The sequence below is a fragment of the Nonomuraea cypriaca genome, assembly GCF_015645445.1.
Classification (GTDB): Bacteria; Actinomycetota; Actinomycetes; order Streptosporangiales; family Streptosporangiaceae; genus Nonomuraea; species Nonomuraea cypriaca.
Window position 1 is genome coordinate 1 of the sequence record NZ_JADOGI010000148.1, and the last position, 19,572, is coordinate 19,572.

Genomic DNA, 19,572 nt, shown 5'->3' on the forward strand with positions numbered 1-19,572 from the left:
TTGCCGAGCTGGCCGAGGATCCATTCGGCCAGCGTGGCGGTGACCTGGCCGTGCTCGGAGTTGTCCGCGTCGCACTGGTAGTCGTCGAGCTGGCTCTGCTCGGGCGACAGCGCGGTGATGTCGGTGTAGAGGTCCACCGTCCACTCCACCGGGTCGTATTGGAGGGCCACCGCGCTCACCGACGGGACGAAGCAGGCGGAGCGGTAGCGGTTCTGGATCGGCACGCCGAACCGGTCGGCGATCATGCCGTACGAGGCGAGCGTCCCGCCGGGAGCCCCGTCGAACGACGCCACGTCGGTGGTGTAGCTCCTGCTCGCCCACATCGGCACAGCGCGCATGCCGCCGATGTGCCGGTTGGCCCCGCGGTCCGGCTGGGTGCGGACGGTGGCCCCGGCGAGGCCGCCCGGCGCGCTCCAGTCGAACACCAGGTCGTCGGGTGGCACATTCCTGCCGGTCCCGTCGGCGGCGCCGTTGGCCACCCCGAGCTTGCGCGGCCCGGCCGGGAACCAGCCGGCCCGGCGCAGGTCCTCCAGGAACTCGGCGCGCAGCGGGCTGGCGGTGGCGACCGGCCCCGAGTAGCGGACGCTTTCGACCCAGCCCCACAGCGCCTGCTGCGCGGCGGGGCTCCTGATCAGGCCGGCCTGCCCGGGCTCGCTCGGGCCGAGGCTCTCGGCGAAGTACGCGAGCTGCTGCAGGATCAGCGGGATCCAGGCGCCGTTGTGCGGCGTGTCGTACGACAGGTAGGTCATGGTCTGGTGGTCCTCGCCACGCGTCTCCATCTCGGCGAGCGCGTAACGGGTGACCAGGCCGCCCACGCCGAGGCCGCCGACGATCAGCGGCGCGTCGCCGATCCGCTCGGCGACGGCGCGGCGCACGCACGCGGCCGCCACCCCGGCGTTGGCCTGGAGGTGGGTGTGCCGGACGCCGAAGCCGAGCAGGACGACGTCGATGCCCTGCGCGAGCAGCTGGGCGAGCAGGCGGTGGTGGTGCGGCGGGTAGGGCGTGTCGAGCCGGTGCCAGAGTGCCGGCAGGTCGCTGGGCCCGTAGCCGAAGTCGTCGGCGAAGATCATCGGCCGGGTGAGGCGGTCGTGGCCGGCGCCGAGGTGGACGGCGGCGGTCCCCGTCGCGCTCTGCCCTCGGTGGGGCCAGGCGGAGGTCAGCTTCCACTCCGCGTCGGGCACCCGAGCCGCCCTGGACGTCCCCGGGGCCGGCGTGGCGAACAGCACTCCCTTGGGGAGCACCGCGGCGACCTGTTGCGCGCGGCCGGCGGGCGCCGGCTCGGACTCCTGCTCCAGAAGGCGCTCGACATCTATCCTTGCTGCCCCTTGCGTCGCCATGATTTCACCTTTTCTCGTGGGTTTACCAGGTGTCACCCCCGATCCCGCAGCCTCCTTTCCGGGAAGCCGAATTTCCTTTTTCACGTACGACGATCATCGCGATCAAGGCATGGCCGTAGTCTCTACCTCACCTCGCGGTTCCCGACAAATCAACCCGCGCCGCGGACAATTCACCGAGCCAGGCGGCAAGGTGTTACACCTGGCCGCACAACCTGGGCCGGAGCCGCCACGAGCGCATGCGGAAACGACGGTCTCCGGGCGCCGGAATTCGCGCCGCGAAGACCCAGGACGCGCATTTCCGCTAAAGGGCCGCGAATGGCGTCACGCCAGTGCTCGTTTGCGCGGCAGCAGCGCCATGGCGCCGAGGTAGAGCACGGCCGCGACGATGAGCAGGCCCTTGTAGCCGATCACCAGGGCGGCGTACTCCAGGCAGCCGCCCACCATGGCGCCGAGCAGGTTGGCGCCGAAGGAGGTGGTGGCGTCGGCCGTGTCGGCGAAGCGCTTGGCGAAGACGACGTTCGCGGCGAAGATCGGCAGGAACGCGACCGTCACGGCCGCGACGGCGCGCAGCGGCACCGGGAGCGACAGCAGCCACTCGTTCGGCACCAGCCAGGCCAGCAGCAGGCCCGCGAACAGCACTCCGTACATGACCGGTATCGGCGGCACGCGGAAACGGCGGGTCACCTCGACGGCGGCGAGCACGGCCACCAGAACGCCGGCGAACACGATCGCGTTGACCACCCACGTGGTGCCGAACAGCAGCGCGAACCCGGTCACGCTCTTGGTCTCCAGCAGCATGAACGCCACCCCGAGCAGGAACAGGTCGGCGTACGGGCGCATCCTGGCGTACGGGCCCGCGACGACGCGGACGGCGAGCAGGCTGACGATGAGGATCAGGCCGAGCGTGATCACGTAGATCGACGGGATCGTGGCGTCCTTGAGGTAGAGGAACGGCCGGTCGTCGTCTGCGGGCTGCGGCGTGCCGGCGGCGGCGCCCGGCCATTCGGTGGCGCACCGCTGGTCGGTCGCGGCCAGGCCGGCGGTGATCACGGCCTGCTGGCCCGCGGTGCTGACCACGTCGACGCACGGCTTGTGGCCGAACGCGTTCTGCATGGTCGAGGCGAGCCGGTCGACGAGCCAGCTCTCCCGGTAGTAGTTGTACATCGAGAACGTGCCGCCGGGCTTGAGGTGGTCGCGGGCGGCCCGCATGGCCTCCTCGGTGAACAGGTAGCTCTCCAGGCGCAGCGAACTGGCCCCCGAGACGAGGGTGAGCGAGTCGGGCAGCGCGAAGAGGATCAGGTCGTACTTGTCGCCGCTGCGTTCGAGGAAGGCGCGTCCGTCGGTGACGTGGGTGGTGACGCGCGGGTCGTCATAGGGCTTGTCGGGGTGGACCGAGGCGCCGAGCTCGCGCAGCTTGGGGTCGATCTCCACGGCGTCGACCCTGTTCGCGCCCTTCGACAACGCGATCGCCACGTCGGTGCCGCTGCCCGCGCCCACGATCAGCACGTCCTTGGGCGGCTTGGAGGTCCGGTCGTACGGCAGGCCGTACTGGGCCTCCCACTGCAGGCGGGCGGCGGCGGGCACGGCCTGCTGGTGCGGGATGCCGTTCACGGCGATGTCGGTGACGGCGATGCCGAGCTGCTGGAGCGCCTTGGTCGTCACCTTGTAGTACGGCGACCAGATCGCCCCGGCGGTCAGCGTCTCGGCCAGCAGCACCCCGACGACCAGGAGCGAGGGCACGGTCACCAGCGCCGCGTACAGCGCCTTCGGCCTGGGCATCAGCAGCACGCCGTAGCAGATGGCCGCGATCAGCCCCCAGAACACCGGCGGCGCGCTCAGGAACGACAGCGCCGTGAACGCCGCGATCCCGGTGAGACTGCCGATCAGGTCGTACCGGTAGGCCTCCAGCCGCGGCAGCTCGGGAAAGCAGCGCCCGACGAGCTCGGCGGGCCCCATGAGCACCAGCGCCGCCGCGCCGAAGATCACCGGCAGGATCAGCCACGCGGGCGGCCCGACGGTGGACAGGCTGGTCCAGTACAGGACGCCCTCGGTGTTGCGGTCGACGGTCACCGGGAAGGTCCAGACGACGACGACCAGGACGGCCAGCACGACCGGCGAATAGTACGGCTGCCGCGCAGAGCGCCCCACGCGCAGGAACCCGAGCCCGATGCCCAGGAACGAGCCGAGCAGCACGAAGTTCGTGAAATAGCTGAGATGCACGATATTTGATCCGGTCCACCGGATCAGCGCCAGCTCGAGGAAGAGCATGAAGGCGCTGGCGAGGACGAGCCTCGGCCGCACCGCCAGCCAGTGAGCTTTTTTCCCGTCGTCGACCGGCATCTGCGCCTGGAGCGTCATGAGCATTCACCGTAGTGAACAGACCGAAAACAAGGAAGTCTGACAGCCCGGAAGAAATGTCGTCCGCTTCGCGCCGTTTAGGGCGTTTTCCCAGGTCAAAACCCGAAAGTAGCGCTGGACGAGCACGAAGTGATGAAGGAATGTTGTGAGGTTCCTTCCCTCCACAATGTTCGGTGGTGACTCATGCGGGTCCTGATCCAGCTTCGTCCCTCTCCCGATCTGGTCGCGGCCGTCGCCGACCCCGGCCAGACCGCCACGACGGCCGACGTGGCCGACGGTCTGCCCGGCGTCGAGCTCGACGCGGCGTTCGTCCCGGTGGCCGTGCCCCGGCCCGTCCCGGCGGCGGGCGGTGACCCGCTCTCGCTGAACCAGCCGCTCGACTTCTCGCTGGCCGCCGAGGACGCCTCCGTGCTGGTGCGCGGCACCATCTCGGACGACGAGCTGGCCTCCAGGGTCACGCTGCTGCCCACGCTGAGACCCGACGTGGTCGGGATCTTCGCCGACCCGGTCATCGAGTCCACGCCCACGTGCGGCGGCGATCCGCCGGTCGGCGACTGGCACGACGTCGAACGGCTGCTGAACGTCTCCGGCCTGCACGCGGAAGGGCTCGACGGCACGGGGGTGGCCCTCGCCGTGCTCGACACCGGCGTCAACGCCGCCCACACGGCCAGGCAGCTCGGCCGGGGCGTCACGCTCGACGCCGAGCGCTGCTGGAGCCCGGCGGGGGTGCCGGGCCGGCCGGGCGAGTTCGAGGTCGACCACGGGACGATGTGCGCGTTCGACTCGCTCATCGCCGCGCCGCACGCCTCGCTGATCGACATCCCGCTGCTGCTGTCCACCCGGCCGGGCGGCTCGGCGATGGACGGGCTGCTGTCGGACGCGGTGTCGGCGTTCGCGCACCTGCGCAACGTGCTCGACGCGCAGCCCGCCGCCACGCGGGCGCTGGTGGTGAGCAACTCGTGGGGGTCGTTCTCCCCCGAGTGGGACTTCCCCGTCGGGCATCCGGGCAACTACTCCGACAGCGCCGCCCACCCGTTCAACCTGATGGTGGCCGGGCTCGACCGGGCGGGGGCCGACGTGCTGTTCGCGGCGGGCAACTGCGGCCGGGAGTGCGAGGACGGCCGCTGCGCCTACCCCAACAGGCCGATCGTGGGCGCGAACTCCCACCCGAAGGCCCTGTCGATCGGGGGCATCGACGTCAACGGGGAGCGGGTGGGCTACTCCTCGCAGGGGCCCGGCAGGCTGACCGCCCGCAAGCCCGACATCTGCGCGTACACACATTTCTCCGGGTCCAAGGCGTTCGGGGACGGCGCGCCCGACTCGGGCACGTCGGCGGCCACGCCGGTGGCCGCCGGGCTCATCGCCGCCGTGCGGACCCGCTGGCCGTGCACCAAGCTGTCGCCCACCCAGTTGCGGGCGCTGCTGCGGCGCACCGCCGAGGACCGCAGCGAGGTCGGGTTCGACTACGACTACGGCTACGGGACCGTGGACCCGGCCGGGATCATCGCCGCGCTCAAGCGACGCGCCAAGAACGCCGCCTGACCGCCCGGCCCCGCGCCACCGCAGGAGGCCGGGCGGCCCTGAGAGGTCGCGCGCCCGGCCCGGCAGGCTACGCGTTGGCGCGGTTGAACACGCGGGTCCCGATCGTGAGGCTGACCACGGCGAAGACCGCCGTCACCGCCACTCCGGCGGCCACCGTGCCGGTCAGGTAGTGCCCGTGGAACAGGTCGCGCAGCGCCTCCAGCGCGTACCTGAACGGGCTGATGTGGGAGATGGCGTCGAGCCAGCCCGGCGCCATCGACATCGGCAGGAACGATCCGGACAACAGGACCAGCGGGATCACCGCCGTGGACATCACGGGGGCGAACAACGACTCGTTCATCGTCAGCGCGATGGCGTACGACAGCGCGGCCAGGCTGACCCCGAGCACGACGCCCAGCGCCAGCCCGGCCGCCACCCCCGCCACGGGGGCGCGCAGGCCGAGGGCGAACGCGACCACGAGGAGCAGCAGCGTCTGGACGATCAGCGTGACCGCGTTGTTGAGCACCCGCCCGAGCAGCAGCGCCAGCCGGCTGGCCGGGGTGACGCGCATCCGCTCCAGCGCGCCGAAGCGCTTCTCCAGCATCACCCCGAACCCGGCCAGCCCTGTGCTCATCAGCCCGAGCTGGATGATCAGCCCGGGGACGAGCGTCTCCCACGTCCCGAACGTGGCGAAGATGGGCCCGAACAGCACCAGGAACAACAGCGGCTGGACGGCGCCGAAGACCAGGCCGACCTTCTGCCGCAGCGTGGCGCGCAGGCCGTAACGGAACAGCACCCAGGTGTCGCGCAACATCAGACGCCCGCCTCCTCGCGCAGGGACCTGCCGGTGATGTCGAGGAACACGTCGTCGAGCGTGCGGCCGCCGCTCTTCAGCTCCGCCGGGGTGCCCTCGGCCACGATGCGGCCGTGGTCGATGATCAGCAACCGGTCGCAGAGCGCGTCGGCCTCGTCCAGGTAGTGCGTGGTCAGGAACACCGTCATGCCCTTCTCCGCGCGCAGCGCGCGGATGTGGTCCCACAGGTTGGCCCGGCTCTGCGGGTCAAGGCCGGTGGTGGGCTCGTCGAGGAAGAGCAGGGCCGGGTCGTGCGGCAGGGCGAACGCGATGTCGAAGCGGCGGCGCTGGCCGCCGGAGAGGGCGGCGCCCAGCCTGGACTCGAGCCCGGCGAGCTCCAGCCTGGCCAGGACCTCCTTGACCTTGGCGGCGGACTCCGCGCGGCTCAGCCCGTAGAGCATGCCCTGGAGTTCGAGCTCACCCCCGACCGGGGTCGAGGGCAGGATCCCGCCGCTCTGGGACACGTATCCGATGCGCTCGCGCACCTTCTTCGCGGCGCCGAGCAGGTCGTGGCCGGCCACCGTCGCGGTGCCGGACGTGGGGCGCAGCAGGGTGGTCAGCATGCGCATGGTCGTGGTCTTGCCCGCGCCGTTCGGGCCGAGGAAACCGACGATCTCACCGGGCTCCACCGAGATGTCCACGCCCCTGACGGCTTCCACACCGCCGTCGAAAGTCTTGCTCAGACCTGAAGTCTTGATCACTTTCATCGCCTCCAAAATTAGGGTAGCCATAATTTTGGTGTCACTGCAAATTGGCTAGAATGGCGGCATGGAAGAGGGGCTGCGGGAGCGGAAGAAGCGCGAGACCAGGGAGCGCATCGCGGACATCGCGATGGGGCTGTTCATGGCGAAGGGGTTCGACAACGTGACCGTGGCCGAGGTCGCGCGGGCCGCCGACGTGTCGGTCAACACGGTCTTCAACTACTTCGGCACGAAGGAGGACCTGTTCGCCGACCGCCAGGATGTGGCGGTCGACCTGCCGCTACGCGTGCTGCGGGAGCGCGGGCCCGGCGAGAGCGTGGTGAGCGCGTTCCGGCGCGACTACCTCGACGCGGTCGACACCCGCCACTGGCGCCACGGGCTCAACCTGGGCGGCGACGTGTTCGCCAGGATCGTGAGTGCGAGTCCCGCGCTGGTCGCCCGGATGCGCGAGATCCACGAGGAGCGGGAGCAGGCACTGTGGCGGGCGCTGGCCGACGAGACGGAGGCCGATGCCGACGACCTCACCCCGCGACTGGTGGCGGCCCACCTCCTCCACACCGCCAGGATCCTGACCGACTACGCGGTGTCCAGGATGCTGGCGGGAGAAGAGTGGGAGAGGATCGCGCCCGATCTCAGGACGCGGGCCGAGCGGGCGTTCGACCTGCTGGAGACGGGCATCGGCGACTATGATCCGCGGCCGCTACTTGAAGCCGCCGGTGAGGAAGACGATCCCGAACACGAACGCGAGGAAGGCAACCGTGAGCATTAGCAGGACGCTGCTGATGATGCCGCAGATGCGGCCGGCCTGCACGGCGCCGCGGTTGTCGTAGTAGTGGCCGCTCTCGTCGATCTCGCGTAGCGCCGTGCTGCCCATCGACCAGGCGAAGGGGCCGATGAAGAGGCAGACCACCAGGCTGAGGATGCCCAGCACCAGGATGGTGGTGCCGTTGGGATGCGACTGCGGCGGGCCGTAGGGAGAGGGGCCGTAGTGCGGATAGGACATGGTCGTCTCGCCCCCTCGAGGTCCGGTCAAGTGGGTTTTATACCACAGTCTCCTTCTTGATCATGTTGCGCCATCATGGTACGGCACATGATCGAATGTCCTTAGGAGCCCGTCCTCGTGCGTGCACGCACCCGTGCCTTCCTCGCCCATCGGCACTTCCAGCGCTTCATCGTCGGCGTCATCGTGATCAACGCGGGCACGCTGGGCCTGGAGACGTTCCCCCCCGTCGTCGGGAGCCACGGCCACCTGCTCACCGCCATCGACCACGTCGCCCTCTACATCTTCGCCGCCGAACTGCTGGCGAAGGTCTACGCCGAGCGCTCGGCGTTCGTCAGGGACCCGTGGAACATCTTCGACACCCTGATCGTCGCGATCGCCTTCGTCCCCGCCACGGGCGGCCTGTCGGTGCTGCGCTCGCTGCGCATCCTGCGCGCGCTGCGACTGCTGTCGGTCGTGCCGAGCCTGCGGCGCGTGGTTTCGGCGCTGCTGCGCGCGATGCCGGGGATGAGCTCGATCGTGGTGCTGCTCTCCCTGGTCCTGTATGTGGCCGCCGTCATGGCCACCAAGCTCTACGGGCAGACCGCGCCCGACCGCTTCGGCAGCCTGCCGACCTCGCTGTTCACCCTCTACCAGACGATGACGGGGGACGACTGGGGCAACATCGCCAGGGAGGTGATGACCAGGCACCCGTCGGCCTGGATCTTCTTCACCATCTTCATCCTGGTGTGCACGTTCGTGATCCTGAATCTCTTCATGGCGGTGGTGGTCAGCGCCATGGACGACGAGAGCGCCGAGGAGCGGGCCGCGATCGAGGACAACACGGCCCACACCCAGCGGATCCTGGACGAGCTGGCCGAGCTGCGCAAGGAGGTCGCCGAGCTACGGTACGCGACCCGCTCCCCCGCCGCGGTCAGCGAGAGTAGTACTCCACGACGAGCTGCTCGTCGACGGGGATGACGATCTGCTCACGCTCGGGCCGGTGGGTCAGCGTGAAGGTCAGGCCGGCGTGGTCGACCGACAGATACGCCGCGATGCGCTCGTCGGCGTGCGTGCCTTCCTTCGCGGCCACGAACGGCTGCATCCCGCGCGACCGCTCCCTGACCGTGACGACCTGGCCCGGCTTGACGAGATAGCTGGGGATGTCCACCTTGCGGCCGTCCACGGCGATGTGCCCGTGGTTGACGTACTGCCTGGCCGCGTAGATCGACGGGGCCAGGCCGGCGCGCAGCACGAGGGAGGCCAGGCGGGACTCCAGCAGCGTGACCAGTTCCGCGCCCGAGGCCCCCGGCTTGCGCACGGCGAGGTCCCAGTAGCGGCGCAGCTGCCGCTCCGACACGTCGTAGAACCAGCGCAGCTTCTGCTTCTCCAGCAGCCGCAGCCCGTAGTCGCCGGTGTTGCGGCGGTTGGTCTTGCGGCCGTGCTCGCCCGGCGGGTAGGGGCGCTGTTCGAAGTAGCGGACGGCTTTTCTGGTCAGCGGGACGCCCGCGCGACGAGACAGTCGCACCTTCGGGCCGGTGTAGCGCACGTTCACCTCAATGTGATTAGGTAATCCTTACTTAGGCAAGCCTAACTTACTGTCGAGATCGATCTCAAGGAGGCGTCATGCTGCCGATCCCCGAGCGGGTGCGCACCCTCGCCGCGACCGCGAGCGTCGCCAAGCTGTCCGTCGACGGTGCCCCCTCCCCCGCCCGCGGCGGCGTGGACGAGCGTGGCCGCCCCGTGCTCCTGGTACGCCCTGGCGAGGCGCTGCACGGCTTGCGCGAGGACGCCGTGGTGGCGGTGAACCTCACGGCGATGCGGCGACTGGGCACGGTCTCGCATCCGCGCGGGCTGATCGAGGTGCAGGGCTGGGCGGAGGCCGTACCGGAGGGTGAGGCTCGGGCCGCGGCGGTGGCGGTGGCCGCGCACAGCGCGGACGAGAGCCTGTTCGAGGCGCTGGAGCGGTTCGGGCGGCGGGACGCGCCCCGGCTGCTGCGGCTGGACGTGGGGCAGGTGGTCTACCTGACCGGGCAGGAGTCCGGGCTGCTCGACGCCGACGACTATCTGGGGGCGGCGCCCGACCCGCTGATGGGCGCGGCCGAGCGGGTGCTGGCGCACGTCAACACCGCGCATCGGGACCAGCTCGCCGCAGGCGTGGCCAGGCAGCTCGGGGAGCCGGCCGGTGAGGTGTGGCTGTGGGAGCTGGACCGGTTCGGGGCGACCGTGCGGGCGGACGAGTCGCTGGTGCGCTTCCAGTGGCCGAGCCCCGCGCACAGCGAGCTGTGCCTGGAGAGCGCCCTGCGCGGGCTGCTGTGCACCTGCTGAGGGCCGCGCCGCGTGCTGATCGCCGGCTGTCGATCAGGGCGACCCCGGTGACCCCGGGTGACCCCGGTGACACAGGGTCCGAATCGGCGCTTTTATGCTGGGCTGCATGCCCTCAACCATGAAGATCGTAGGATTCGACACGTACCTCGTCCAGCCACGCTGGCTGTTCCTGCGGATAGACACCGATGAGGGCGTCACCGGATGGGGGGAGCCGATCGTCGAAGGGCGCGCGGAGACCGTCAGGGAATGCGTGCACACCCTGATGGAGCGCCTCGTCGGCACCGACCCCAGCCGGATCGAGGACCACTGGCAGCACCTGACCAAGGGCGGCTTCTACCGGGGCGGGCCCGTGTTGTCCAGCGCGGTCGCCGGGATCGACCAGGCGCTCTGGGACATCAAGGGCAAGGCGCTCGGCGTGCCCGTGTACGACCTGCTCGGCGGGGCCGTACGCGACCGGGTCCGCGTCTACTCGTGGATCGCCGGCGACACGGCCGCGGAGCTGGCCGCCGAGGGGCTGGCCAGAAAGGAGGCCGGGTTCACGGCGATGAAGTTCACGCCGTTCCAGGCCACGCCGCACGTGCCAGGGGCGGCGCTCGTCAAGGAGACCGTGGGCAAGGTGGCCGCGCTGCGCGAGGCCGTCGGCGACGACGTGGACCTGGCGATCGACTTCCACGGCCGGCTCTCGCCGGCGGCGGCGCGGCGGGTGCTGCCGCTGCTGGAGCCGTACCTGCCGCTGTTCGTGGAGGAGCCGGTGGTGCCGGAGCTGTCCCGCGACCTGCGCGCCGTCGTGGAGTCCACCTCCGTCCCGATCGCCACCGGCGAACGGCTCTACTCGCGGTGGGACTTCCGCGACGTGCTGCCCACCGGGATCGCGGTGGCGCAGCCCGACGTGTCGCACGCGGGCGGCATCTCCGAGCTGCGCAGGATCGCCGCGATGGCGGAGGCGTACGGGGTCGCGGTGGCGCCGCACTGCCCGCTGGGGCCGATCTCGCTGGCGGCCTCGCTGCAACTCGACTTCGCCACGCCGAACTTCCTCATCCAGGAGCAGTCGCTCGGCATCGGGTACCACGCGGGGACCGAACTGCTCGACTACCTGGTCGACCCGTCCGCGTTCGCCTTCTCCGACGGGCACGTGAACCGCTCCGACAAGCCAGGACTCGGCATCGAGGTCGACGAACAAGCCGTGCGCGAGGCGTCCGAGAAGGGCCATGCCTGGCGCAACGAGCTCTGGCACCATGCGGATGGGTCCTTCGCTGAGTGGTGATCTTTTAAGGTCTCTTCTTCCTTTACGGCCGGCCAAGGGCACCGCACGCGCCGTATCCGGCCGGCGTCTGTCATGGCCGGTCGTGAAGGCCCACGGGCCGGTCGCCGTGACGACGCGTCCCCTTGGCCGGTTCCGTGGTCAGACCCTCACGTGGTTTCGCGTTTTCTGGCGGCTTCCATGCCTTCCAGGAGGTAGGCGAGGCCCTCTTCGAATGTGGTGTCCCACGGGTGTTCCAGGCCGTGTTCCGCCAGCGCAGGGTAGTCGGGCGCGCGTTCACGCAGGAACGCGTCGGCGTCGTTGTGCTGCCAGGTGACCTGCATGATCACTGAGCCCATCAAGTAGTTGGACAGGCTGTGGGCGGCTGTCTTCGGGGTTGTGAAACCCGCGGCGGCCAGGGTTTCGTAAAGGAACTCCGTGCGTCGCAGGGCGTTCGGGCCCAGGAGCGGGCGGTCCAGGATGGTGGCCGACCAGGGGTGGCGGAGCAGGGCCGCGCGCCAGCCGCGCATCAGGGCGCGGGCGGGCTCCCGCCAGTCGCCGGCGGGCTCCGGTAGCCGGACCTCGCCGAAGACGGCGTCCAGGGACAGGTCCAGGACGTCGTCCTTGGTCCTGACGTGCCAGTAGAGGGTCGTTGAGCCGGTGTCCAGGCGCTCGGCCAGGTGGCGCATGGTCAGACGGCTCACGCCTTCCTCGTCCAGCAGCGCCACCGCCTCGGTCACGATGCGGTCGAGCGTGAGTGTCTGCCTGGGTGCCTTCCTGGGGCGCGACCACACGTTGTCCACGCCGGAGATAATACGTTGTACCTGTACCGGATCGATGGTCTAGTAGTAGAGCGTTGGTCGAGTGGAGGCTTCATGGGGCATGTGGAGGTCAGCGGGGTCACCTACCTGCTGCCTGACGGGCGGCCGTTGCTGGTGGAGGTGTCGTTCAAGGTCGGCGACGGGGCCAGGGCGGGGCTCGTGGGGCCCAACGGCGCGGGGAAGAGCACGCTGCTGCGGCTGATCTCGGGTGAGCTCGAACCGGCCTCTGGCCGGATCGCGAGCAGTGGCGGGATCGGGGTGATGCGGCAGTTCCTCGGCGAGGGAAGCGTTCACGACCTGCTGCTGAGCGTGGCGCCTGGGCCGATCAGGGCGGCGGCGGCCACCCTGGCGGCGGCCGAGGCGGCGATCAGGAAGCGGGACGACGAACCGCGCCAGCTCGGCTACGCCCAGGCCATCGCCGACTACGCCGACGCGGGCGGCTACGAGCTCGAGGTGGTGTGGGACGTGTGCGCGACCGAGGCGCTGGCGGCGCCGTACGAGCGGGTCAAGGACAGGAGCCTGGCCACGCTCTCGGGCGGGGAGCAGAAGCGGCTCATGCTGGAGGCGCTGCTGCGCGGGCCCGACGGGGTGCTGCTGCTCGACGAGCCGGACAACTACCTGGACGTGCGGGCCAAGCAGTGGCTGGAGCGGGCGATCAGGGGCTCGGCCAAGACCGTGCTGCTGGTCTCGCACGACAGGCAGCTGCTCGCCGAGGCGGCCGACCGGATCATCACCGTGGAGGACCGCGGCGTGTGGGTGCACGGCGGCGGGTTCGCCGGCTACGCCGAGGCGCGCAGGCGGCGCAGGGAGCGGCTGGAGGAGCGGCGGCAGCGCTGGGAGGAGGAGCGGAGCAGGCTGCGCGGGCTGGTCCACACCCTGCGGCAGCGCTCGGCCGGCAACGACGCGCTGGCGGGGGCGTACCAGGCGGCGGTGACGAGGCTGGAGCGGTTCGAGCGGGAGGGGCCCCCGCGGCGCGCGCCGAAGGAGCAGAACGTACGCATGCGGCTGCGCGGCGGGCGTACCGGGAAGCGCGCGGTGATCTGCGCGGACCTGGAGCTGAGCGGGCTGCTGCGGCCCTTCTCCACCGAGATCTGGTACGGCGAGCGGGTCGGCGTGCTCGGCATGAACGGCACCGGCAAGTCCCACTTCCTGCGCCTGCTGGCCGGCGAGTCCGTCGCGCACCGCGGGGAGGCCCGCCTGGGCGCCAGGGTCGCACCCGGGCACTTCGCGCAGACCCATCTGCGGCCCGACCTGCGCGGCCGGGCCGCCGCCGACGTCGTCATGCACGAGTACGCGATGACCCGCAACGACGCCATGTCGGCGCTGGCGCGCTACGAGCTGGCGCCGGCGGGCGGACAGCCGTTCGAGACGTTGTCCGGCGGGCAGCAGGCCAGGCTGCAGATCCTGCTGCTCGAGCTGTCGGGGGCGACGTTGCTGCTGCTCGACGAGCCGACCGACAATCTCGACCTGGCCAGTGCGGAGGCGCTCCAGCAGGGGCTCGCGGGGTTCGAGGGCACCGTGCTGGTGGTCACGCACGACCGGTGGTTCGCCGCCGACCTCGACCGCTATCTGGTGTTCGGCGCGGACGGGCTCGTACGGGAGAGCGACGAGCCCCGCTGGGACCTCTAGCTCGACGCCACGCGGTCGCGGCGCAGGACGGAGACCTTCATGGTCTCGTCGAGGGCCTCAGGCGCCAGCACGTGGTCGAGGACCATCACCGCGCAGCCGCTGATGCCCGCCCCCGCGCCCAGCCGGCTCGGCTCGATGCGCAGCCGCCGGGTCGCCAGGGCCGTGGAGCGCCGGTAGACGACCTCGCGGATGCTCGACACCAGGGGCCCGAACGCCTCCGCCACGTCCCCGCCCAGCACCACCACGGACGGGTTGAGGATGTTGACCGCCCCGGCCAGCACCTCACCGATCCTGCGCCCGGCCTCGCGGACCATGGCCATGGTCTCGGCGTCGCCCGCCCGCACCAGCGTCGTCACGTCGGCGATCGTCCTGACGTCCTTGCCGGCCGCGCGCAGGTCGCGCAGCAGCGCGGTGCCGCTGGCCACCGAGTCGACGCAGTCGGTGTTGCCGCAGCGGCACAACACGCCGCCGCCGTCCAGCACCGGGATGTGCCCGATCTCGCCCGCCGCGCCGAGCGCGCCGCGCAGGATCTCGCCGCCCGCGATCACGCCCGCGCCGATCCGCGTGGAGACCTTCACGAACATCAGGTCGTCCAGGTCGGGGTAGGCGCCGCGGTGCTCACCGATGGCCAGCACGTTCACGTCGTTGTCGACCAGGACGGGGACGGGGAAGCGGGCGCGGATGATCGGCGGGATCACCACGCCGGTCCACGACGCCATCACCCTGGCGCTCTCCGTACGGCCCTGGGCGAACTCGACCGTGGCCGGCACGCCCATCCCGGCACCTCTGATCAGCGAGCGCGGCCGGTCGCCGAGCAACTCGTCCCAGGTGTCCATGAGCAGCGGCAACACGACGTCGGGACCCTGCTCCACGTCCATCGTGAACTCGCGCCCGTCCAGCTCGCGCCCCGCCAGGTCGCAGACGGCGACCCGGGTGCGGCTGGCGCCGAGCGCGGCCACCAGCACGACGCCGCCCGAGGCGTTGAACTCCAGCCTGACCGGCGGTCGCCCGCCCGTGGACGGGGCGTCGGCGCGCTCCACGACCAGGCCGCGTTCCAGCAGGTCACCGACGCGCAACTGCACAGCGGGGCGCGACAGGCCGGTCACCCGGCCGAGGTCGGCCCGCGTCACGGCCTCACCGGTGCGGATGAGGCGAAGGACCTCGCCACTGGTGGCGAGGCTCCCGGCGGTACGTCGTGGCATCGGCTAAGTGAACCACATGGGGTTAGGTCATGAAAAGTCACGACTTTTTCATCTCAGATACCAAAACTCCGCTTGTGTACGACCCAAACTCTCGTTAGTGTCCGTTCTGTCCCCACTTGGTTGATCATCGGAGCCTCGTACCGTGTCCACCCTTCCGGCAGCCACCCCCGCCCACCCCGGCGGCCACACAGCCGACCTCGTCGTCTTCGGCGGCACCGGCGACCTGTCCATGCGCAAGCTCATCCCGGCGCTGTACCACTGCGACAGGGACGGCCGGCTCTCCCCCGAGACCCGCGTCATCGCCATGTCCAGGGGCGGGCTGACCGACGCCGACTTCCGCGGCAAGGTGGACGCCGAGGTACGCGACCAGGTCCCGGTCGACGACCCGGCCATGTGGCAGCGCTTCCTCGGCCGGCTGCACCACGTGTCGGTCGACGTCGGCGGCACCGACGAGTCCGGCTGGAACGCCGTGTCCGCCCTGCTCGCCGGGCACGAGTCGCGCGACCGGGTCTTCTACCTGGCCAGCCCGCCGCGCACGTTCGGCCCCTTCTGCCGCGAGCTGGCCGAGGCCGGCCTGGTGACGCCCCGCTCGCGCGTGGTGCTGGAGAAGCCGCTGGGCCACGACCTGCCGAGCGCGCGGCGGATCAACGACGAGGTCGGGGCGATCTTCGACGAGCGTCAGATCTTCCGCATCGACCACTACCTGGGCAAGGAGACCGTCCAGAACCTGCTGGTCCTGCGCTTCGCCAACGCCTTCCTCGAGCCGATCTGGAACTCGCTCTGGATCGACCACGTCCAGATCACCGCCGCGGAGACCGTCGGCACCCCGGGGCGGCGCGGCTACTACGACCACGCGGGCGCGCTGCGCGACATGGTGCAGAACCACCTGCTCCAGCTCCTCACGCTGACCGCGATGGAGCCGCCGGCCCGCAACGACCGCGAGGCCATCAGGGACGAGAAGGTCAAGGTGCTGCAGGCGCTGCGGCCGATCACGGGTACGGAGGTGGACCGGTTCACCGTGCGGGGGCAGTACACCGAGGCGGGTGACATGCCGGGCTACCTCGACGAGCCGGCGTCCACGGCACCGACCGAGGCGTCGCGGCGGGTGGAGACGTTCACCGCGATCCGGGCCGAGGTCAGGAACTGGCGGTGGGCCGGGGTGCCGTTCTACCTGCGTACCGGGAAGCGGATGCCGTACCGGAGGTCGGAGATCGTGGTGCAGTTCAAGGACGTGCCGCACTCCATCTTCCCCGGCGGCACGCCGAACAGGCTGGTGTTGCGGCTGCAGCCCGAGGAGGGCATCGAGCTGCACATCATGGCCAAGGAGCCGGGCGCGGGCGAGGTGACGCCGAAGCCGGTGCCGCTGTCGCTGAGCTTCGGCGAGACGTTCACGGCGCGGGTGCCCGAGGCGTACGAGCGGCTGCTGACGGACGTGCTGGCCGGCAACCCGACGCTGTTCATGCGACGTGACGAAGTGGAGGCGGCCTGGCGCTGGATCGACCCGATCCTGGACGCCTGGAAGGACGACCCCACCCTGCCCGAGCCCTACCAGGCGGGGACCACCGGACCCGCAGGAGCCCACGAACTGCTCGGCCGCAGCGGTCGCGCTTGGCACGAGGAGGAGAAGTGAACACCCTCATTCAGGAGATCACCGACCGGATCGCCGAGCGCAGCGCGGCCAGCCGGGGCGCCTACCTGGCGCGGATCCGGCGTGACGGCGCGGCGGCGCGGGCGAAGGGCCCCGCGCGGGCGCACCTCGGCTGCGCCAACCTGGCGCACGGCTTCGCCGCCGCCCCCTCGGACGACAAGCGGATTCTGATGGGCGCCGCGAAGCCCGGTGTCGCGATCGTGACGAGCTACAACGACATGCTGTCGGCGCACCAGCCGTATGAGACGTACCCGCCGGAGCTGAAGGCGGCGGTGCGCAGGGCCGGAGGCGTGGCGCAGGTGGCGGGCGGCGTGCCCGCGATGTGCGACGGCGTCACGCAGGGGCGGGCCGGCATGGAGCTGTCCCTCTACAGCCGCGACGTGATCGCGATGGCCACCGCGATCGCGTTGTCGCACGACATGTTCGACGCGACGCTGCTGCTGGGCGTGTGCGACAAGATCGTGCCCGGGTTGTTCATCGGGGCGCTGCACTTCGGGCACCTGCCGGCGATCTTCGTGCCCGCCGGGCCGATGGGCTCGGGCCTGCCGAACAAGGTCAAGGCGCGCACCCGGCAGGCGTTCGCCGAGGGCAAGGTCGGGCGCGGCGAGCTGCTCGACGCCGAGGCCAAGTCGTACCACTCCCCCGGCACCTGCACCTTCTACGGCACCGCCAACTCCAACCAGGCGCTCATGGAGGTCATGGGCCTGCACCTGCCCGGCTCGACGTTCGTCAACCCGCACACCGAGCTGCGCCACGCCCTCACCGCGGCGGCCGGGCGGCGGGCCGTGGAGATCACCGCGCACGGCCCCGAGTACACGCCGATCGGCGAGCTGGTCGATGAGAAGGCCATCGTGAACGCCTGCGTCGCGCTGCTGGCGACCGGCGGGTCCACGAACCACACGCTGCACCTGGTGGCCATGGCGGCGGCCGCGGGGATCGTCCTGACCTGGGACGACCTGGCGTGCCTGTCGAAGGTCGTGCCGTCCCTCACCAAGATCTACCCGAACGGCCAGGCGGACGTGAACCACTTCCGCGACGCCGGCGGCATGCAGGTGCTCATCGGCGACCTGCTGGACGAGGGGCTGCTGCACGCCGACGTGCTCACCGTGGCCGGGCGCGGGCTCGACCGCTACCGCGAGACCGCCGACCTGGTGGACGGCGAGCTGGTCTGGTCGCCGGTCACCGGCGGCAGCTCCGACCTGGACGTGCTGCGTCCGGCCGCGCGGCCGTTCGCCGCCGACGGAGGGATCCACATGGTCGAGGGGAACCTGGGCCGCGCGGTCAGCAAGGTGTCCGCGGTCAAGCCGGAGCACCTGGTGATCGAGGCGCCGGCGAAGGTGTTCGACGACCAGCTCGACCTGCTGAAGGCGTTCGAGACGGGCGAGCTGGACGGGCAGGACTTCGTGGCGGTCATCCGCTACCAGGGGCCGAGCGCGAACGGCATGCCCGAGCTGCACAAGCTCACGCCGCCGCTGTCCGTGCTGCTCGACCGGGGGCAGCGGGTGGCGATCGTTACCGACGGCCGCATGTCCGGCGCCTCCGGCAAGGTGCCCGCGGCCATACACCTGTCGCCCGAGGCGGCCGACGGCGGGCCGATCGCGCTCGTACGGGACGGCGACGTGATCAGGCTCGACTCGACGGCCGGCACGCTGGAGCTGCTCGTGCCCGCCGAGGAGCTGGTCACGCGCACACCGGAGGGGCGGCCGCTGAGCGACGCGCAGTGGGTCGGGACGGGACGCGAGCTCTTCGCGACGTTCCGCCGGATGGCGGGGCACGCCGAGCAGGGCGCCGGGATCTTCGGCGTGAGCGGCGCCGAGTCGCCGCACCACGGCCCCGGGCTGGGCTTCCCCGCCGAGGCGGGCGCCTCCCACCTGGAGACGGGCGCGCTGCCCGGTGCACAGCACGCCGGGCTCGCGCGGTGAGAGCTCATCCACCTGTACGAGTGGCAGCGAGCGACCTTGACGACCCCCTGGCGGGCGGAGACCCTCGGTGAGGGCTTTCGACCTGCCGTGGCTCGTCGCCGACATCGGGGGCACCAACGCCCGGTTCGGCCTGGTCACCTCGCAGGGAGAGCGGCCGTCGAACGTCGCCGTCCTGGCGGGGGCCGGCTACCGCACGCTCGCCGACGCGGTGTCCGCCTATCTCGCCGAGCACGCGGGCGGGGCGCGGCCGGGGGCGGCCTGCCTGGCTCTGGCGGGGCCGATCGACGGCGACCGCTACCGGCTCACGAACTCCACCTGGGCCGGGTCCGTACGCGATCTCGGCGTGCCGTACGCGCGGCTGCTGAACGACTTCGAGGCGCTGGCCGTGTCGCTGCCGCACCTGGAGGGCGACGACCTGGTGTCCCTGGGCGGCCCCGCCCCTGGCCACGGAGTCAAGGCCGTGCTCGGTCCAGGCACCGGGCTCGGCGTGGGCGGGCTGGTGCCGACCGAGCACGGCTGGACGCCGATCCCCGGCGAGGGCGGGCATGTCACGGTGCCGGTGGCGGACCCGCGGGAGCTGGAGATCGTACGGGTGCTGCAGTCCCAGGGACTGGCGGAGGTGGTGGCCGAGCACGTGCTGTCCGGGCCCGGCCTGGTACGCCTGCACCAGGCGCTGGCCCAGGTGAACGGCGTCGCCGCGCCCGCGCTGACCACCGCGGACATCCTGTCCGGACTGGACGACTCGCTGTGCGCGGAGACGGTCGAGGTGTTCTGCGAGATGCTGGGCAGCTTCGCCGGCAACGTGGCGCTGACCCTGGGCGCCAAGGGCGGGGTGTACCTGGGCGGCGGAGTGCTGCCACGTATCGTGGAACGCGTGCGCATCAGCGGCTTCCGTCCCCGGTTCGCCGCCAACCCGGACATGGCCGACTACCTGGCTGACATCGGGACCGTGCTGATCGTCGCGCCCCAACCGGCGCTGACCGGCGCGGCGGCGTGGCTGAGCCGGCGTGCCCGCACGGAGCCGGTGGGGTGA

General features: G+C 71.1%; 17 protein-coding genes. 9 read left to right on the forward strand and 8 right to left on the reverse strand.

Going from position 1 to position 19,572, the window contains the following annotated elements:
- Together ITP53_RS36610 and ITP53_RS36615 are read right to left on the reverse strand one after the other, a co-directional pair.
- The coding region (locus tag ITP53_RS36610; RefSeq protein WP_195900049.1) for a hypothetical protein at positions 1–1,337 on the reverse strand (1,337 nt) is incomplete at its 3' end.
- Between the two features lie 321 nt (positions 1,338–1,658).
- Complete coding sequence (locus ITP53_RS36615) at positions 1,659–3,695, reverse strand: spermine/spermidine synthase domain-containing protein (protein ID WP_195900050.1); 2,037 nt, start codon at positions 3,693–3,695, stop codon at positions 1,659–1,661.
- A 183-nt stretch (positions 3,696–3,878) separates the two neighbouring features.
- Here ITP53_RS36615 and ITP53_RS36620 point away from each other — a divergent pair, with 183 nt between their 5' ends.
- Positions 3,879–5,237: a S8 family serine peptidase gene (locus ITP53_RS36620; protein ID WP_195900051.1), complete on the forward strand. Its 1,359-nt coding sequence runs from the start codon at positions 3,879–3,881 to the stop codon at positions 5,235–5,237.
- Positions 5,238–5,304: 67 nt separating this feature from the next.
- Here ITP53_RS36620 and ITP53_RS36625 read toward each other — a convergent pair whose 3' ends face one another.
- Both ITP53_RS36625 and ITP53_RS36630 read right to left on the reverse strand, forming a co-directional pair.
- Complete coding sequence (locus ITP53_RS36625; protein WP_195900052.1) at positions 5,305–6,030, reverse strand: ABC transporter permease; 726 nt, start codon at positions 6,028–6,030, stop codon at positions 5,305–5,307.
- A complete protein-coding gene (locus tag ITP53_RS36630; protein ID WP_195900053.1) occupies positions 6,030–6,776 on the reverse strand; it encodes an ABC transporter ATP-binding protein in 747 nt (248 codons plus the stop codon). The genes ITP53_RS36625 and ITP53_RS36630 overlap by 1 nt, the downstream gene beginning before the upstream one ends.
- Positions 6,777–6,837: 61 nt before the next feature.
- Here ITP53_RS36630 and ITP53_RS36635 point away from each other — a divergent pair, with 61 nt between their 5' ends.
- Complete coding sequence (locus ITP53_RS36635) at positions 6,838–7,539, forward strand: TetR/AcrR family transcriptional regulator (RefSeq protein WP_195900054.1); 702 nt, start codon at positions 6,838–6,840, stop codon at positions 7,537–7,539.
- Here the strand turns inward: ITP53_RS36635 and ITP53_RS36640 are convergent.
- The gene (locus tag ITP53_RS36640) at positions 7,471–7,803 is read right to left on the reverse strand and encodes a DUF4190 domain-containing protein (RefSeq protein ID WP_236051537.1); all 333 of its coding nucleotides are present in this window, start codon (positions 7,801–7,803) and stop codon (positions 7,471–7,473) included. The genes ITP53_RS36635 and ITP53_RS36640 overlap by 69 nt on opposite strands.
- Positions 7,804–7,890: 87 nt before the next feature.
- On the opposite strand from ITP53_RS36640, the gene ITP53_RS36645 reads away from it, so the two are divergent.
- The gene (locus ITP53_RS36645; protein ID WP_195900055.1) at positions 7,891–8,730 is read left to right on the forward strand and encodes an ion transporter; all 840 of its coding nucleotides are present in this window, start codon (positions 7,891–7,893) and stop codon (positions 8,728–8,730) included.
- Here ITP53_RS36645 and rpsD read toward each other — a convergent pair.
- Positions 8,684–9,298 (reverse strand): 30S ribosomal protein S4, encoded by a 615-nt coding sequence (rpsD, locus tag ITP53_RS36650; protein ID WP_195900070.1) that lies wholly within the window; start codon positions 9,296–9,298, stop codon positions 8,684–8,686. The genes ITP53_RS36645 and rpsD overlap by 47 nt on opposite strands.
- Positions 9,299–9,375: 77 nt before the next feature.
- Between rpsD and ITP53_RS36655 the strand changes: the two genes are divergently transcribed.
- Positions 9,376–10,077, forward strand: coding sequence for a DUF2470 domain-containing protein (locus ITP53_RS36655; RefSeq protein WP_195900056.1), 702 nt, complete (start codon positions 9,376–9,378; stop codon positions 10,075–10,077).
- Between the two features lie 118 nt (positions 10,078–10,195).
- A complete protein-coding gene (gene dgoD / locus ITP53_RS36660; RefSeq protein WP_195900057.1) occupies positions 10,196–11,341 on the forward strand; it encodes a galactonate dehydratase in 1,146 nt (381 codons plus the stop codon).
- Positions 11,342–11,487: 146 nt separating this feature from the next.
- On the opposite strand, the gene ITP53_RS36665 is transcribed toward dgoD, so the two are convergent.
- Positions 11,488–12,120, reverse strand: coding sequence for a TetR/AcrR family transcriptional regulator (locus ITP53_RS36665; RefSeq protein WP_195900058.1), 633 nt, complete (start codon positions 12,118–12,120; stop codon positions 11,488–11,490).
- A 72-nt stretch (positions 12,121–12,192) separates the two neighbouring features.
- Between ITP53_RS36665 and ITP53_RS36670 the strand changes: the two genes are divergently transcribed.
- On the forward strand, positions 12,193–13,767 hold the full coding sequence (locus ITP53_RS36670; RefSeq protein WP_195900059.1) for an ATP-binding cassette domain-containing protein: 1,575 nt from the start codon (positions 12,193–12,195) through the stop codon (positions 13,765–13,767).
- Here ITP53_RS36670 and ITP53_RS36675 read toward each other — a convergent pair.
- On the reverse strand, positions 13,764–14,969 hold the full coding sequence (locus tag ITP53_RS36675; protein ID WP_195900060.1) for an ROK family transcriptional regulator: 1,206 nt from the start codon (positions 14,967–14,969) through the stop codon (positions 13,764–13,766). The genes ITP53_RS36670 and ITP53_RS36675 overlap by 4 nt on opposite strands.
- Before the next feature lie 142 nt (positions 14,970–15,111).
- On the opposite strand from ITP53_RS36675, the gene zwf reads away from it, so the two are divergent.
- From zwf to ITP53_RS36690, 3 genes are all read left to right on the forward strand, one after another.
- On the forward strand, positions 15,112–16,599 hold the full coding sequence (gene zwf / locus ITP53_RS36680) for a glucose-6-phosphate dehydrogenase (protein WP_195900061.1): 1,488 nt from the start codon (positions 15,112–15,114) through the stop codon (positions 16,597–16,599).
- Positions 16,596–18,539: a phosphogluconate dehydratase gene (gene edd / locus ITP53_RS36685; RefSeq protein WP_195900062.1), complete on the forward strand. Its 1,944-nt coding sequence runs from the start codon at positions 16,596–16,598 to the stop codon at positions 18,537–18,539. Before zwf ends, edd begins: the two co-directional genes overlap by 4 nt.
- A gap of 67 nt (positions 18,540–18,606) precedes the next feature.
- Entirely contained in the window at positions 18,607–19,572 is a 966-nt protein-coding gene (locus ITP53_RS36690; RefSeq protein WP_195900063.1) for a glucokinase, read from the forward strand.